A 17,220-nucleotide genomic window follows, 5' to 3' on the forward strand; every position below is an offset into this window, starting at 1 on the left:
TCCTTCGTCATGCGTCACCGAACTCGGCGTCGAGCAGGGCGAAGACCTCGTCCGCGCTGGTCGCGGCCTCGATCTGCTCACTGGCGTGGTTTCCGTTGTGCGAGAGGGCGCCCACCAGCGCCCGCAGCCGGTCGGCCACCCTGCGCCGCTCGTCCTCGGCGACCTCGGCGAGCATGTCCTCAAGGCGGGACAGCTCCTCATCGATCGACGGGGCCTCGGGGGCGCCGCCGAAGTGGCCGAGCAGGACGCGCGCCACGGCGGCGGGCGTCGGGTGGTCGAACACGAGCGTGGCGGGCAGCCGGACCCCGGTCGCCTGGGTCAGGCGGTTGCGCAGGTTGACCGCGCCGAGGGAGTCGAAGCCCATGTCCTGGAAGGCGCGCTCGGCCTCGATGGCCGCGGCGCTCTCGTGGCCGAGGACGGCCGCGACGTGGCCGCGCACGACGTCGAGCACGATCTTCTCGCGCTCGGCGTCGGACGCCCCGGCGAGGCGCTGCTCCAGCGACCCGCCGGTGGGTTCGGCCTGCTGCTCGGGCATCCGCACCAGTCCGCGCAGCAGCGGCGCGAGCGCGCCGCCGCGGGCCTGGACGGTCAGCGCGCCGGTGTCCAGCTGGACCGGGGCGAGGACCGCGTCGGTGGCCGCGAGGCCGTGGTCGAACAGCTCCAGGCCGGTCTCGGCCGACAGCGGGATCGCGCCGAGCCCGCGCAGCCGCGCCAGGCTCGTCTCGTCCAGCGTGCCCGCCATGCCCGCGGTGTCCTCCCACAGGCCCCAGGCCAGCGAGGTCGCGGGCAGGCCCGCGGCCTTGCGGTGCTGGGCCAGGGCGTCCAGCGCGGCGTTGGCCGCGGCGTAGTTCGCCTGTCCGGGGCTGCCGATCAGCGAGGCGACCGAGGAGAACAGCACGAACGCCGCCAGCTCGGTGCCCGCGGTCAGCTCGTGCAGGTGCCAGGCGGCGTCGACCTTGGGCCGCATGACCTTGGCGAGCTGGTCGTCGGTCATGGCCTCGACCAGACCGTCGGCGAGCACACCGGCGGCGTGCACGACCGCGGTCAGCGGGCGCTCCAGCGAGGCCAGCAGGTCGGCCAGCTGGGCCCGGTCGCCGACGTCGCAGGCGGCCACCCGGACAGCGGCTCCCGCCGCCTCCAGCTCGGCGACCAGCGCCTCGACGCCCGGCGCCGCCGGTCCGCTGCGGCTGACCAGCGCCAGGTGCCGCACACCGTGGCGGGCGACGAGGTGGCGCGCGATGAGCGCGCCGAGCCCGCCGGTGCCGCCGGTGACCAGCACCGTCTTCTCCTGGTCGAACACCGCGGCCACGCCGTCGGTGACCGCCTGGGCCAGGCGCGGGGCGAGCACCCGCCCGTCGCGCACGGCCAGCTGCGGCTCCTTGGCGCCCGCGAGGGCGTCCCAGTCCGGCTTGGTGTCGTCGGTGTCCAGCAGCACGAAGCGGCCGGGGTGCTCGGACTGGGCGCTGCGGAGCAGGCCCCAGACCGCGGCCTGGGCGACGTCGGCGCCCTCCCCCGCGACGCCCGCGGCGTTGCGGGTCATCACGACCAGTCGCGCGTCCTCGGACCAGGTGCCCGCCAGCCACTGGCGCACCAGCGCCAGCGCCCGGCGCGCCGCGGTCCCGGCGGCGGCCGCGAGGTCGGCGTCGGGAGCGTCGATCGCGGCGACGACGAGGCCGGGCGACGTCGCGCCGTTGGCGACCTCGCGCTGCAGCTCGGCCAGGTCGGCGTAGCGCTCGCCGGGCACCGCCACGTCGCCGAGGACGGCGACCGGGGGCGGCGTGGAGCGGGTCACCGAGACCGGGGTCCAGTCGATGCGGTACAGCGAGCGCGGCCTGCCGCGGCGCGGCGAGCCGAGCTGCTTGCGCTCCACCGGGCGCACGTCGAGCCTGCCGACGCTGCCGATGGTGGTCCCGTCCTCACCGGCGATGTCCAGGCGCAGCGCGGCGTCGTCGGCCAGGCTGATGCGCACCCGGATGCGGGTGCGCCCGACCTGGTCCAGGCGCACGCCCGCCCAGGAGAACGGCAGCCCGCCCGCGTTGTCGCCGCCCTTGTCGAGCATGCCGAGCCCGCCGTGCAGGGCGGAGTCGAACAGCGCCGGGTGCAGGGCGAAGCCGTCGGCCGCGCCGGCGACCTCGGGCAGCTCCAGCTCGGTGAAGACCTCCTCGCCGAGGCGCCAGGCCTTCTGCACCGCCCGGAAGGCCGGGCCGTAGTCGAAGCCGATGTCGGTCAGCCTGCCGTGCTCGTGGACCCGCTCGTAGAGCGCGTCGACGGTCATCGGCTCGGCACCGGCGGGCGGCCACTGCGCCGGGAACGGCTCCAGCGGCGCGGTGTCGGCGGTGAGCCAGCCGCGGCCGTGGCAGACCAGGGCGGTGGCCTCGTCCTCGATCTCGGGTCCGGTGTAGACGGCGACCTCGCGGCGGCCGTCGTCGTCGGCCGCGCCGACGGTGACCTGCACGCGCACGGTGGCGTCGTCCAGGATCAGCGGCGTCTCCAGGACCAGCTCGCCGAGCGTCGCCGCGCCCACGTGGCGGCCCGCGGTGAGCGCCAGCTCGACCAGGGCCGCGCCGGGCACGAGCACGAGCCCGAACACGACGTGGTCGCGGGTCCACGGCGCGCTGTCCTGGGACATGCGGCCGGTGAAGACCCACTGGTCCTGGTCGCCGACCTCGACCGCGGCGGAGAGCACCGGGTGGTCGACGGCCTGCTGACCGGCCGCGCGGACGTCGCCGTCGCGGGCGGTGGGCGTGAGCCAGTAGTGGCTGTGCTGGAAGGCGTACACCGGCAGCGCGACGCGGCGCGCGCCGCTCCCGGCGTAGAAGCCCGTCCAGTCGACGGGCACGCCCGCCAGGTGCGCCTCGGCCAGCGACGCGGTGAACCGCGCCAGCCCGCCGTCGTCGCGGCGCAGCGAGCCGACCGCGGCCGCGCGGCCCGCCACCGTCTCCTCGACGGGGGAGGCGAGCACCGGGTGCGGGGACATCTCGATGAAGCAGCCCATGCCGGACTCGGCCAGCGCGGCGATGGCGGGCTCGAAGCCGACCCGGCCGCGCAGGTTGCGGTACCAGTACCCGGCGTCGACCGCGTCGGCGGCGTCGAGGTAGCGGCCCTCCACAGTGGAGTAGAACGGGATGTCGCCTTCGGTGGGCCGCACCGGGGCGAGCACCGAGAGCAGCTCGGTCTCGATGGCCGCGACCTGCGCCGAGTGCGAGGCGTAGTCCACGTTCACCTTGCGCGTCCAGACGCCCTCGCGGGCGCAGCGCGCCATGATCTCCTCCAGCGCGCCAGGGTCACCGGCGATGACCGAGGACGTCGGGCCGTTGGCCGCGGCGACGGACACCCGGCCCTCGTACGGCGCGACGAGGTCCTCGGCCTTGGCCGCCGACAGCGCCACCGACACCATGCCGCCGTGCCCGGCCAGGTGCTCCAGCACCAGCTTGCTGCGCAGCGCGACCACGCGGGCCCCGTCGACCAGGGACAGCGCCCCGGCCACGCAGGCCGCGGCGATCTCGCCCTGCGAGTGCCCGACGACCGCGGCGGGCCGCACGCCGTGCGAGCGCCACAGCGCCGCGAGCGACACCATGACCGCCCACAGGGCGGGCTGCACCACGTCGACGCGCTCGAAGGTCGGCGCGCCGTCGACCTGCCGCAGCACGTCGGTCAGCGACCAGTCCACGAACTCGCTCAGCGCGGCCTCGCACTCGGCGAGGCGGGCGGCGAAGACCGGCGAGGAGTCCAGCAGCTCCACGGCCATGCCCGCCCACTGCGCGCCCTGGCCGGGGAAGACGAACACCGCGCCACCGCGGTGCGGCTTGCCCAGCACGACGCTGTCGGCCGCTTCGGCGTCGGCGAGCGCGCCGAGCCCGGCGAGCAGGCCGTCGCGGTCGGCGGCGACCACGGCGGCGCGGTCCTCCAGCTGCGCCCGGTTCACCACGGAGGTGAAGCCGACGTCGACCGGGGACAGCTCGGGACGGGCGATGAGGTGCTCGCGGAGCTTGCGGGCCTGCGCCCGCAGCGCCTGCTCGCCGCGGGCGGTCAGCACCACCGGCACGGCGGGCAGCGGCGCGGCGGCCTCGGCGAGTTCGTCCGAGGCCGGGGCCTCTTCGATGATCAGGTGCACGTTGGTGCCGCTGACGCCGAAGGAGGACACCGCGCCGCGGCGGGGCCGACCGGCCGAGTCCCACTCGCGGGTCTCGGTCAGCAGCTCGACGGCGCCGGACTCCCAGTCGACGTGCGGCGACGGCGCGTCCACGTGCAGCGTCGGCGGCAGCACGCCGTGGCGCAGCGCCTGCACCATCTTGATGACACCGGCGACACCGGCGGCGGCCGAGGTGTGGCCGATGTTGGACTTGATCGAGCCGAGGTACAGCGGGTCGCCCGAGCGCTCCTGGCCGTAGGTGGCCAGCAGCGCCTGCGCCTCGATCGGGTCACCGAGCTTGGTGCCGGTGCCGTGCCCCTCGACAACGTCCACATCCGACGTCGTGAGCCCGGCACTGGCCAGGGCCGTGCGGATCACGCGCTCCTGCGACGGGCCGTTCGGCGCGGTCAGGCCGTTGGACGCGCCGTCCTGGTTGACCGCGGAGCCCCGCAGCACCGCCAAGACGTGGTGACCGCGGCGACGCGCGTCGGACAGGCGCTCGATCAGCACCACGCCGACGCCCTCGGCGAAGCCGGTGCCGTCGGCGTCGGAGGAGTACGCCCGGCAGCGGCCGTCCGGGGACAGCGCGCGCTGGCGGCTGAACTCGGTCAGCAGGTACGGGCCCGCCATGACCGTGACGCCGCCCGCGATGGCCAGGGAGCACTCCCCCGACCGCACCGCCTGCGCGGCCAGGTGCAGCGCCACGCCGGAGGACGAGCACGCCGTGTCCACCGACAGCGCGGGGCCCTCAAGGCCCAGCGAGTAGGAGATCCGGCCGGACAGCACGCTCGACGTCGTGCCGGTCAGGCGGTAGCCCTCCAGGTCCGAGGACGTCATGCCGCCGTAGTCGGTGGTCACCGTGCCGCAGTACACGCCGGTGTCGCTGCCGCGCAGCGACAGCGGGTCGATCCCGGCGCTCTCCAGGGCCTCCCAGGAGACCTCCAGCATGAGCCGCTGCTGCGGGTCCATCGCCAGCGCCTCGCGCGGGCTGATCCCGAAGAAGTCGGCGTCGAAGTCGCCCGCCCGCTCCAGGAACCCGCCGCCGGTGGTGTAGACGGCGCCGATCTGGTCGGGGTCCGGGTCGTAGAGCCGCTCGATGTCCCAGCCGCGGTCGGTCGGCAGTCCGGTGATCGCGTCGCGGCCGGAGGACACCAGGTCCCACAGCTCGTCCGGCGAGGTCACCCCGCCCGGGTAGCGGCAGGCCATGCCGACGATCACCAGCGGGTCGCTCGCGTCGGAGACGCGCGGTCGCGACGGCGCCGTCGGCCCCGTCGGCGCGGTCTGCGCGGTCGCGAGCACCAGCCCGGTGATGGCGCGGGCCACGGCGACCGGGTTCGGGTGGTCGAAGACCAGGGTGGCGGGCAGGCGCACGCCGACGGCCTGGTTCAGGGTGTTGCGCAGCTCGACGGCGCTCAGCGAGTCGAAGCCGAGGTCCTTGAAGGCCCGCTCGGGGTCGATCGCCGAGGCCGAGGAGTGCCCGAGCACCGCGGCGACCTTGGCCAGCACGATGTCGAGGACGGTGCGCTCGCGGTCGGCGTCCGACAGCGGGGCCAGCCGCTGCGCGAGGCTGCCGCCCGCCGCGGGGGCGGCGGTGGGGGCGAGCTTGCGGAACAGCGCGGGCAGCGCGCCGGAGCGCGCCTGTGCCCGCAGCGCGGTGGTGTCCAGCGCGACCGCGGCCACCAGCGGGGTGTCCAGGGCGAGCGCGTGCTCGACCAGGTCCGGCGCCTGCTCGGCGGGCAGCGGGCCGATGCCCATCCGCGCGAGCCGGGCCAGGTCGGCCTCGCCCAGCTGGTCGCCCATGCCGGTGGAGCCGGTGACCAGGCCCCACGACACCGAGGTGGCGGGCTGCCCGGCGGCGCGGCGCACGGCGGCCAGCGCGTCCAGCGCGGTGTTGGCGGCGGCGTAGTTCGCCTGGCCGGGGCTGCCGATCAGCGCCGCGACGGAGGAGAACAGCACGAACGCCGAGAGGTCCCCGGCCAGCTCGTGCAGGTGCCACGCGGCGTCCACCTTCGGACCCAGCACGCGGCGCAGCTGCTCGTCGGTCAGACCGGCGACGACGCCGTCGTCCAGCACGCCGGCGGCGTGCACCACGGCCGTCACCGGCTCCTCGGCCAGCAGCGCGGCGACCTGGGAGCGGTCGGCCACGTCGCAGGCGGCGATCCGCACGTCGGCGCCCAGCGCGCGCAGCTCGGCGGCCAGCGCGTCCGCGCCGGGAGCCGATTCGCCGCGACGGCTGACCAGCACCAGTCGCCGCACCTTCGCGGCCAGGTGCCGGGCGAAGACCGCGCCCAGCCCGCCGGTGCCCCCGGTGATCAGGACGACATCGTCGGCGTCCCAGCTGTGGGGCGCGCCGCCCTGGGCGGCGCGGGTGAGGCGGGGGGCGAGCAGCTTGCCGTCGCGGACGGCCAGCTCGGGCTCGTCGGCGGCGTGCACGGCGGCCCAGTCGACCTCGGCGGCTTGCGTGCCCGTGTCGACCAGCAGGAACCTGCCGGGGTGCTCGGCGCGAGCACCGCGCAGCAGACCCCAAGCAGCGGCCTGGGCGACGTCAGTGGACTCCGCGCCGACGGCGACGGCGCCGTGGGTCACCACGACGAGGCGGGCGTCCCCGGCGCGCTCGTCGGCGAGCCAGGAGCGCACCACGGCGAGCGCGCGGGCCGCGGTCTCCAACGCCGTGCCGCCCGTGAGGTCGGCGAGGTCGGCGAACACCAGGTCGGGAACGTCGGTCGCACTGTCCAGATCGGACAGGGCGACGACGCAGGCAGCGGGGCCGGTCGCCTCGACCGGGACCCACTCGACGGTGTAGAGCGGACGCTTGCCGCCCTCCAGCTTGGCCTGCTCGACCGGGCGCACCGCCATGGTGCCGATCGAGACGACCGGGGCGCCGGTCTCGTCAACGGCCTCCAGGCGCAGGGCGTCGGCGCCGGTGCGCGAGGAGCGCACCCGCAGCCGGGTGCTGCTCGACCCGCCGAGGCGCACCCCGTGCCAGCTGAACGGCATCCGGTGCCCGCCGCCCTCGGTGAGCAGCACGACGCCGCTCTGCAGGGCGGCGTCGAAGAGCGCCGGGTGCACGCCGAAGCCTGCGCTGTCGGTGGTCTCCGGCAGCACGACCTCGGCGTAGGTGCTGTCGCTGTCGCGCCACGCGGCCCGCACGCCGTGGAAAGCGGAACCGTAGGTGTAGCCGAGGTCGGAGAGCTGCCCGTACAGCTCGTCCACCGGCAGCGGCTGCGCGCCTGCCGGGGGCCACTGCTCGGACCACGACTGCGCGGGGGCGGGGGCGGGGGCGTCGCCGAGCACGCCGCGGGCGTGGCAGGTCGGCTCGTCGGCGGCGGACTCGGCGTAGGAGTAGACGACCACGTCGCGGTTGCCCGCGTCGTCGGCGACGTCGACGGTGATCTGGAGCTGGCGGGCGACGCCCGCGGTCAGCACCAGCGGGGCCTCAAGGACCAGCTCGTCCACCACGGGTGCGCCGACCCGCGAACCGGCGGTCAGCGCCAGCTCCACGATGCCGGTGCCCGGCACCACGACGGTGTCGAACAGCACGTGCTCGGCGGTCCACGGCTGGTCCTCAGTGGAGATCCGGCCGGTGAACAGCCACTCGTCGCGGTCGCCGAGGCGCACGCCGCCGGAGAGCACGGCGTGCTCCAGCCTGCCGAGCCCGCGCACGCCCGCCGCGGACGCGCCGCTGTCGGGGGCGAGCCAGTAGCGGTTGCGCTGGAAGGCGTAGACGGGCAGCGGAACCTGCCGCACACCGGTACCCGCGTAGTAGGCGGACCAGTCGACCGCACCGTTCGCGCCGCCCGCGATGTGCACCTGGCCGAGGAACGCGGCGAAGGACTCGGCCTCGGCGCGCTTGCGGCGCAGGGCCGGGGCGAAGACGGCGCGCGCGCCGTCTTCCAGGCACTGGCGGGCCATCGGCGTCAGCGCCGCGTCCGGGCCCAGCTCCAGGAACACCCGGACGCCGAGGTCGTGCAGGGTGGCGACGCCGTCGGCGAAGCGCACGGCCTCGCGAACGTGGCGCACCCAGTACTCGGCGTCGTAGGCGGTGACCAGCTCACCGGTCAGGTTGGACACGACCGGGATGCTCGGCGCGGCGAACCGCAGGCGGTTGAGCACCGCGCGGAAGTCGGCGAGCATCGGCTCCATGCGCGGGGAGTGGAAGGCGTGCGAGACCCGCAGCCTGGTGGTCTTGCGGTCGGTCAGACCGGCCAGCAGCTCGTCCAGGGCGTCGGCGTCGCCGGAGACGACGACCGCGCCGGGGGCGTTGACCGCGGCGACGGCGAGCCTGCCCTCGAAGGCGGCCAGCTCGGGGGCGATCTCGGCCTCGGTCGCCTGGATCGCGGCCATCGCGCCACCGGAGGGCAGCGCGCCCATCAGGCGACCGCGGATGGCGACCAGCTCGCAGGCGTCCGCCAGCGACAGCGACCCGGCGACGTGCGCCGCCACGATCTCGCCGACCGAGTGCCCGATCAGGTAGTCCGGCGTGATCCCGAGGGACTCCACCAGGCGGTAGAGCGCGACCTCGACGGCGAACAGCGCGGCCTGCGTGTACTCCGTCGCGTCGAGCAGCTCGGCGGCGGGCGTGCCCTCCTCGGCCTCGACCAGCTCGCGCACCGAGCGGCCCACCCTGGGGTCCAGCTCCGCGCAGACCTCGGCCAGCGCGCGGTCGAACACCGGGAACGCCGCGGCCAGCCCGGCGCCCATGCGGGCGCGCTGGGACCCCTGGCCGGAGAACAGGAACGCGGTCCGGCCCGCGACGGCGGGCGTGCCGGACTCGACGGCGGCGAGCCCGGCGAGCAGCTCGTCGCGGTCGGCGGCGACCACGACCGCGCGCCGGTCCAGCAGCGCGCGGGTCGTCACCGTCGAGTGGGCGACGTCGGCCGCGGTCAGCCCGGCGTCGGCGGCGACGCGCTCGCGCAGCCGCAGCGCCTGGGCGCGCAGGGCCTCGTCACCACGCGCCGAGAGCACGACAGCGGCCACGGGAGCGGGGCGCTCGATGGCCTCGGCCTCGACCTCGACCGGCGGGGCCTCTTCGAGGATGACGTGGGCGTTGGTGCCGCTGATACCGAAGCCGGACACCGCCGCGCGCCGCGGGTGCGGGCCGCGCGGCCAGTCCTGGGCGTCGGTGAGCAGCCGGACCTGGCCGGACTCCCAGTCCACGTGCGGCGACGGCGCGTCCACGTGCAGGGTCGGCGGCAGCAGGTCGTGGCGCATGGCCATGACCATCTTGATGATGCCCGCGACACCGGCGGCCGCGGAGGTGTGCCCGATGTTGGACTTGATCGACCCGAGCCACAGCGGCTCGCCGACGCGGTCCTTGCCATAGGTGGCGAGCAGGCTGCGCGCCTCGATCGGGTCGCCGAGCTGGGTGCCGGTGCCGTGGCCCTCGACCGCGTCGACCTCGGCCGGGCTCAGGCCCGCGCTGGCCAGCGCGGCGCGGATGACCCGCTCCTGCGACGGCCCGCTGGGCGCGGTGAGCCCGTTGCTCGCGCCGTCCTGGTTGAGCGCGCTGCCGCGCACCAGGCCGAGCACGCGGTGGCCGTTCTTGCGGGCGTCGGAGAGCTTCTCGACCACCAGCAGGCCGACGCCGTCGGCGAAGCCGGTGCCGTCGGCGGCCGCCGCGTAGGCCTTGCAGCGGCCGTCGGGGGCCAGGCCCCGCTGCCGGGAGAACTCCAGGAACAGGAACGGTCCGGCCAGGACGGTGACGCCGCCGACGAGGGCGAGCGAGCACTCCCCCGTCCGCAGCGCCTGGCCCGCCATGTGCAGCGCGGCCAGCGACGACGAGCACGCCGTGTCCACGGTGACCGCCGGGCCCTCCAGCCCCAGGCTGTAGGCGATGCGGCCGGACACGACGCTGCTCTGCGTGCCGGTGAGCCGGAAGCCCTCCAGCTCCTTGGGCATGGTGCCGCCGTAGTCGGAGGTCACCGCGCCGCAGAAGACGCCGGTGTCGGTGCCGCGCAGGGCCGTCGGGTCGATGCCCGCGTCCTCGAAGGCCGCCCACGCCGTCTCCAGCGCGATGCGCTGCGCCGGGTCCATGGCCAGCGCCTCGCGCGGGCCGATGCCGAAGAAGTCGGCGTCGAAGTCGCCGACGCCGTCGACGAAGCCGCCCGAGGCGGTCGTCACCGAGCCCGGCTGCTCCGGGTCGCCGCCGAAGAGGCGCTCCAGGTCCCAGCCGCGGTCGGTGGGCAGCGCGGTGATCGCGTCCTGCCCGGAGGACACCAGCCGCCACAGCTCGTCGGGGCTGTCGACCCCGCCCGGGTAGCGGCAGGCCATGCCCACGATCGCCAGCGGCTCGGCGTCGCGCTGCTCCAGCTCGCGCAGCCGCCGGTTCGCGGTCTTCAGCTCGGTCGTGACCTTGCGCAGGTACGTCCGGAGCTTCTGCTCGTCCGCTGTGTCGGTCATACGGACCCGAGCTCCTTGTCGATGAGGTCGAACATCTCTTCGTCGGACACCACGTCGAGGCCGTCGTCCGTGTCATCCACATCGGACTTGTCGGCGCCCGCGAAGGCCAGCACCTCGCGCATCCGGTTGGTCAGGTACTGCAGGCGCGGGGCCAGCTCGGCCAGCTGGTCCTTGTCGTCGGCGACGGCGACCAGCACCTCCTCGAGGGCGCGCAGCTCGGCGTCGAACGGCGCGGGCGCCTCGGCGGCCTCGCCGCCCACCTCGGAGCGGATCAGCGCGGCCACGTCGGCAGGCGTCGGCCGGTCGAAGACCAGCGTGGCGGGCAGGCGCAGGCCGGTGGCCCGGTTGAGGCGGTTGCGCAGCTCCACGGCGGCCAGCGAGTCGAAGCCCAGCTCCTTGAACGCGCGCCCGGCGTCGATGTCGGCCCCGGACGCCTCGCCGCGCACGGCGGCGACCTGGGCCAGCACCAGCTCCAGCACGATCTCGTCGCGGTCGGCGCCCGCGGCGGCGATGCGCTCGCGCAGCGAGCCGCCCGCCGCGCCCGCCCGGCGGGCCGGGGCGCGGACCAGGCCGCGCAGCAGCGCGGGCAGCGAACCGACGCCCGCCTGCGCCCGCAGCGCGGTCGCGTCCAGCTCGATCGGCACCAGGACCGACGCGGCGGCGGTGACGGCGCGGTCGAACAGGCCGAGGCCGGTCGCCGAGGACAGCGCGCCGATGCCGGTGCGCCGCATCCTGGCCAGGTCGGCCTCGTCCAGCTCGCCGGTCATGCCGGTCGAGTCCGCCCACAGGCCCCACGCCAGCGACGTGGCGGGCAGGCCCGCCGAGCGGCGCAGCTGCGCCAGCGCGTCGAGCGCGGCGTTGGCGGCGGCGTAGTTGGCCTGGCCCGGGTTGCCCAGCTGGCCCGCGGCCGAGGAGAACAGCACGAAGGCGGAGAGGTCCAGGCCCGCCGTCAGCTCGTGCAGGTTCCACGCGGCGTCGATCTTCGGGCGCATCACCTTGTCGACGCGCTGGGGCGTCATGGACTCGACGACACCGTCGTCGAGCAGACCCGCGGCGTGCACGACCGCGGTGAGCGGGCGGTCCAGCGAGGTGATCAGCTTGCCCAGCTGGTCGCGGTCGGCGACGTCGCAGGCCTCGATGCGCACGGCCGCGCCGAGCGACTCCAGGCGCGCGGCCAGCGCGTCGACGCCGTCGACCGCCCGGCCGCGCCTGCTGACCAGCAGCAGGTTGCGCGCGCCGTGCTCGGTGACCAGGTGCTCGGCGAACAGCGCGCCGAGGCCGCCGGTGCCGCCGGTGATGAGCACGGTCCCGTCGGCCTCGCGCGGGGGCGGCACGGTCAGCACGACCTTGCCGATGTTGCGGCCCTCGCGCAGGAAGCGGAACGCCTCCACGCCGTCGCGCACGTCCCAGGCGCGGATCGGCGACGGGGTGAGCACGCCCCACTCGAAGAGCCGGGCGATGTCGAGCAGCATCTCCTGGATGCGCTCCGGCCCGGCCTCGATGAGGTCGTAGGAGCGGTAGCGCACGCCCGCGCGCTCGTGGGCGACGACCTCCGGGTCGCGGATGTCGGTCTTGCCCATCTCGATGAACCGGCCGCCCTCGGGCAGCAGGTCCAGCGAGGCGTCCACGAACTCGCCCGCGAGCGAGTCGAGGATGACGTTGACGCCCTCGCCGCCGGTGACGTCCAGGAAGTGGTCCCGGAAGCCGAGGTCGCGCGAGGAGGCGATGCGCCCGGCGGGCACGCCCAGGGCGCGCACGGCCTCCCACTTGTGCGGGCTCGCCGTCGCGAAGATCTCCGCCTCGAAGTAGCGGCCCAGCTGGATGGCGGCCATGCCGACACCGCCCGCGGCGGCGTGCACCAGCAGACGCTGCCCGGCCCGCAGGTCCGCGAGGTCCACCAGGCCGTAGTAGGCGGTCAGGTAGACCACCGGCACCGCGGCGGCCTCGGCGAAGGTCAGGTTGCTCGGCACCGGCACGACCGTGCGCCGGTCGGCGATGGCCACCGGGCCGAACGCGTCGGTCACCAGGCCCATCACCCGGTCGCCGGGCTTGAGGTCGGTGACCTCCGCGCCGGTCTCCAGCACGATGCCCGCGGCCTCGCTGCCCAGCGGCGCGTCACCCGGGTACATGTCCAGGGCGATCAGCACGTCGCGGAAGTTCAGGCCCGCGGCGCGCACGGCGATGCGGACCTCGCCGGCCCCGAGTGCGCGGCCGCCGTTGCCCGGCATGATCGCCAGGTCCTCAAGCGACCCGGCGCGGGTCACCGCCAGCCGCCACGTGTCGTCGGCGGGCTGCTCCTGCGGCGCGCGCTCCAGGCGCGGCGCCAGCAGCCTGCCCTCGCGCACGGCCAGCGCGGGCTCGTCCAGCTCGCCCAGCGCCGCCCAGTCGATCCCGCCCTGGATGTCGCCCTCGCGGACATCCACCAGCAGGAAGCGGCCGGGGTGCTCGGACTGGGTGCTGCGCAGCAGGCCCCACACCGCGGCCTGCGCGATGTCCGGGGTCTCCGCGCCGATCGCGGCGCCCGAGACGGTGCGCACGACGAGCCGCGCGTCGGCGAGGCGGTCGGCGGCCAGCCACGCCTGGACGAGGCCCAGCGCGTTCGCGGCGGCCTCGCGGGACGCGGCGGCGGGCTCGCCCAGCGGCGTGGCGACCGAGGCGACGACCACATCCGGGACAGCCGCGCCGTCGGCCAGCGCGCGCTCCAGCGCGCGCAGGTCGGCGTACTCGGCACCATCGGCGCCGAGGGCGCCGAGGGAGCCGAGGGTGCTGTCGGCGCCGCCGAGGCGCACGACCGTGCCGGTGCCCGCCTCGTCCGCGCGGACCTCGGCCCAGCGCACCTGGTAGAGCGAGTCCTCGGCCTTCTTGGCCGGGACGAGCGCGCCCGGGGCGAGCGGCCGCAGGCCGAGCGCGCCGACGGAGACCAGCGGTGCGCCCTCGGCGTCGGCCACGTCCAGCCGCAGGCCGGTGTCGCCGTGCGGGGTGAGCCGCACCCTGGCCGTGGTGGCGCCGGTCTTCTGGTCCCGCGCCCCCTCGGCGAAGCGCACCTCCGACCAGGAGAACGGCAGCTCGACGGTGGCGGACTCGTCCTTGTCGACCAGCGAGGAGTGCAGCGCCGCGTCGAAGAGCGCCGGGTGCACCGCGTACCCGGCGGTGGAGGTGTCCTCCGGCAGCGCCAGCTCGGCGTAGACGGCCTTGCCGACGCGGTAGGCCGAGCGCAGGCCCTGGAAGACCGGGCCGTACTCGAAGCCGATGAACGCCAGCCGGTCGTACAGGTCGTGCACCGGGATCGGCCGGGCGCCCGACGGCGGCCACTGGGCGGGGAACGGCTCGACGGCCGCGCCCTGCTCGCTGAGCCAGCCGGTGCCGTGGCACACCGCCGCGTTCTCGGTTCCCTCAGAGGAGCCTGCTGCCTCGGCGGTCGGCCTGCTGTAGACCGCCACCTTCCTGCGGCCGTCCTCGGCCGGGGCGCCGACGGAGACCTGCACCTCGTGCGCGCCGTCCTCGGACAGCACCAGCGGCGCCTCCAGGATCAGCTCGTCCAGCACCGGCAGGCCCAGGTGCTCGCCCGCGGCGGCGGCCCACTCGACCATGGCCGTGCCGGGCACCAGCGTCGCCCCGAACACCGCGTGGTCGCGGGTCCAGGTCTGGGTCTGCATGCCCACGCGGCCGGTGAACAGCCACTCGTCGCGGTCGGCGACGCGCACCGCGGCGGTGAGGACCGGGTGCCCGACGCGCTGCTGACCGGCGGCGGTGACGTCGCCTGCGCTCGTGGCCTTGTTCGGCCAGAAGCGCTCGCGCTGGAACGGGTAGGCGGGCAGCTTGACGGTGCGCCCGCCCGCGTGGAAGGACGAGAAGTCCACGGGCAGGCCCGCGACGTGCGCGCCCGCGAGGGCTGTGGCGAAGCGGTCGAGGCCGCCGTCGTCGCGGCGCAGCGAGCCGATGGCGCGCTTGGCGCCGGTCTGCTCGACGGCCATGGTCAGCACCGGGTGCGGCGACATCTCCAGGAAGACGTTCGCGCCCTTGCCGATCAGCGCGCCGATGGCCTGGGCGAAGCCGACGGGCTCGCGCAGGTTGCGGTACCAGTAGGCGGCGTCGAGCGTTCCCGTCTCGACGAAGCCCGCCTTCGTGGTGGAGTAGAACGGGATCGAGCCCGCGCGCGGGGCCAGCGGCCGCAGCGCCTCGGCCAGCTCGGCCTCGATCGCCTCGACGTGGTCGGTGTGCGAGGCGTAGTCCACGGTGACGCGGCGCGCCCACACGCCGTCGCGCTCGCACTCGGCGCGCAGCGCCTCCAGCGCGTCCGGGTCGCCCGCGACGACAACGGTCGTCGGGCTGTTCTCGGCGGCGATGGCGACCCCGGCGTAGCGGGTCAGCCGCTCGGTGACCTGCTCGGCGGGCAGCGTGATCGACATCATGCCGCCCTTGCCCGCGAGCCGGTCGCGGACCAGCCTGCTGCGCAGCGCGACGACGCGCGCGCCATCCTCAAGAGACAGTCCACCTGCGACACACGCGGCGGCGATCTCGCCCTGCGAGTGGCCGACCACGGCGTAGGGCTCGACGCCGTAGGAGCGCCACAGCGCCGCCAGCGACACCATGACCGCCCACAGCGCCGGCTGCACGACGTCGACGCGCTCCAGCGACGGGGCGGAGTCCGCGCCGCGCAGCACGTCCAGCAGCGCCCAGTCGGTGAACGGGGTCAGCGCCTCGGCGCAGCGGCCGAGCTGCTCGGCGAACACCGGGGAGCTGTCGGCCAGCTCCACGGCCATGCCCGCCCACTGCGCGCCCTGGCCGGGGAAGACGAAGACGGCCTTGCCGCCGACGGGACGGCCCTCCACGACGGAGGCCGCCTCCTCGTTGGCGGTCAGCGCGGCGAGGCCCGACAGCAGCGCGCCGCGGTCCGGCGCGACGACGACCGCGCGGTGCTCCAGCAGCGCGCGCGAGGTGCTCAGCGTGTGCGCGAGGTCGACCGTCGAGCGGCCGGGGTTGGCGATCAGCTCGGCGCGGACGCGGTCGGCCATCGCCCGCAGCGCGGCGTCACTGGCCGCCGACAGCGCGACGGGCACCAGGCGTGGCGTCGCGTCGACGGGGGCGGGCGCCTCGGCGGGCGCGGGGGCCTCCTCGATGATGACGTGGGCGTTGGTGCCGCTGACGCCGAAGGAGGAGATGCCCGCGCGGCGGGGGCGCTCGGCGGAGGCGGGCCACGCCTGCGCCTCCGACAGCAGCCGGACGTCCCCGGTGGACCAGTCCACGTGCGGCGACGGCTCGGCGGCGTACAGCGTGGGGGGCAGGGTCTCGTTGCGCAGCGCCTGCACCATCTTGATGACACCGGCCACGCCTGCGGCCGCCTGCGTGTGTCCGATGTTGGACTTGACCGAACCGAGCCACAGCGGACCGGCGGGGCGCTCGCGGCCATAGGTGGCCAGCAGCGCCTCGGCCTCGATCGGGTCGCCGAGGCGGGTGCCGGTGCCGTGGCCCTCGACGGCGTCCACGTCGCCCGCCTTGAGGCCCGCGCCCGCGAGCGCCGAGCGGATCACGCGCTCCTGCGACGGGCCGTTCGGCGCGGTGAGGCCGTTGGAGGCGCCGTCCTGGTTGACCGCGGCGCCGCGCACGACGGCGAGGATGCGGCGGCCGTTGCGCTGCGCGTCGGAGAGCCGCTCCAGCATGAGCAGGCCGACGCCCTCGCCCCAGCCGACGCCGTCGGCGGAGGCGCCGTAGGCCTTGCAGCGGCCGTCGGCGGAGATGGCGCGCTGGCGGGCGAACTCCACGAAGATGCTGGGCTGCGAGAGGACGGTCACACCGCCGGCGACGGCCAGCGAGCACTCGCGCAGGCGCAGCGCGGAGCAGGCCTGCGCGATGGCGACGAGCGAGGCCGAGCACGCGGTGTCGACGGAGACGGCGGGGCCCTCGAAGCCGAAGGTGTAGCTGACGCGCCCGGAGGCGACGCTCTGCGCGGAGGCGATCATGAGGTAGCCCTCGATCTCGTCCCGCTTGTCGCTCGCCCCGGCGACGTGCTGGTAGTCGGCGTACATCAAACCGGTGAACACACCGGTGTCGCTGCCGCGCAGGGACGCCGGGTCGATGCCCGCGTCCTCCATGGCCTCCCAGGTGCCCTCCAGCAGCAGCCGCTGCTGCGGGTCCATGGCCAGCGCCTCGCGCGGGGTGATGCCGAAGAACTCCGCGTCGAAGTGGGCGAAGTCGTCGATGAACCCGCCTTCGCGGGTGTAGGCGGTGCCGGGGTGGTCCGGGTCCTCGTGGTAGAGGCCGTCGAGGTTCCACCCGCGGTCGGCGGGGAACTCCGTGACGGCGTCGCGGCCCCCGCGCACCAGTTCCCATAAGTCCTCCGGCGAGGACACCCCTCCCGGGAACCGGCAGCTCATGCCGACGATCGCGATGGGCTCGTTGAGCCGATCGGACAGCTCCTGCTTCTCCCTGCGCAGCCGCTCGGACTCCTTGACCGACCGACGGAGCGCGTCAACCAGCTGGTTCTTGTCAGAAGACACGGAGCTCCCCTTCGACTAGACGCATACCACGCCTCTCCCCTCAACAGCCACGGATCGACTTGTTTGTCCTCGTGGGACTACCAGCAGACCTGCGGCACCGCGACGGCGCGACCGACAGGCGTCCAACTCTGATTCCCTCTACTGCAGTATTGCGATGTTCGGGTGCTTACTGGGCGAATACGAGAACACTGT

The 17,220-nt window shown here is 75.4% G+C and carries 2 protein-coding genes; both read right to left on the reverse strand.

Going from position 1 to position 17,220, the window contains the following annotated elements; all coding sequences use genetic code 11:
* Positions 1–7: 7 nt before the first annotated feature.
* A complete protein-coding gene (locus tag ACFPM7_RS29330; protein WP_417281768.1) occupies positions 8–10,531 on the reverse strand; it encodes an SDR family NAD(P)-dependent oxidoreductase in 10,524 nt (3,507 codons plus the stop codon).
* The gene (locus tag ACFPM7_RS29335) at positions 10,528–17,028 is read right to left on the reverse strand and encodes an SDR family NAD(P)-dependent oxidoreductase (RefSeq protein ID WP_378251080.1); all 6,501 of its coding nucleotides are present in this window, start codon (positions 17,026–17,028) and stop codon (positions 10,528–10,530) included. The genes ACFPM7_RS29330 and ACFPM7_RS29335 overlap by 4 nt, the downstream gene beginning before the upstream one ends.
* Between the last annotated feature and the right edge of the window lie 192 nt (positions 17,029–17,220).

Source organism: Actinokineospora guangxiensis (genome assembly GCF_042657845.1).
GTDB classification, from domain to species: Bacteria; Actinomycetota; Actinomycetes; order Mycobacteriales; family Pseudonocardiaceae; genus Actinokineospora; species Actinokineospora guangxiensis.

Excerpts from the sequence above, each read along its gene's own strand:
- ACFPM7_RS29330 (WP_417281768.1), bottom strand. The coding sequence starts at position 10,531 with ATGACCGACACAGCGGACGAGCAGAAGCTCCGGACGTACCTGCGCAAG.